Below are 375 nucleotides of genomic sequence, written 5' to 3' on the forward strand. Positions count from 1 at the left end.
CGAAGAGCATAAGAACAGTGAGGACTTTAAGGCTACTACCCCCATCATGAAAAAGATCCAGGCCGATTGGAAGAACATTGGCCATGTGCCGCGCAAGGACAGCGACAAGATCTGGAAAAAATTCAAGGCTGCCTGTAACCATTACTTCGACCGGCTTCATGCGTCAAGAAATGAGGAAAATAAAGAAGAGAATGATGCTTTTGAACAAAAGCGGGAACTTCTTGATAAGTTGAAAAATCAGGAGCTTTCCGGGGATCGTAAAAAGGATCTGCCGGTGATCAAAAGTTATATCGAAGAATGGAAAAAGTTGGGAAGAGTGCCTCAAAGCAAGCGCTACATTGAAGGAAAATTCAATAGGGCTTTAGACCAGGCATT

At 43.5% G+C, this 375-nt stretch carries 1 protein-coding gene; it reads left to right on the forward strand.

From position 1 onward, the window contains the following. The coding region (locus HC175_RS20490) for a DUF349 domain-containing protein (RefSeq protein ID WP_168139875.1) at positions 1 to 375 on the forward strand (375 nt) is incomplete at both ends.

Source organism: Salinimicrobium oceani, assembly GCF_012037645.1.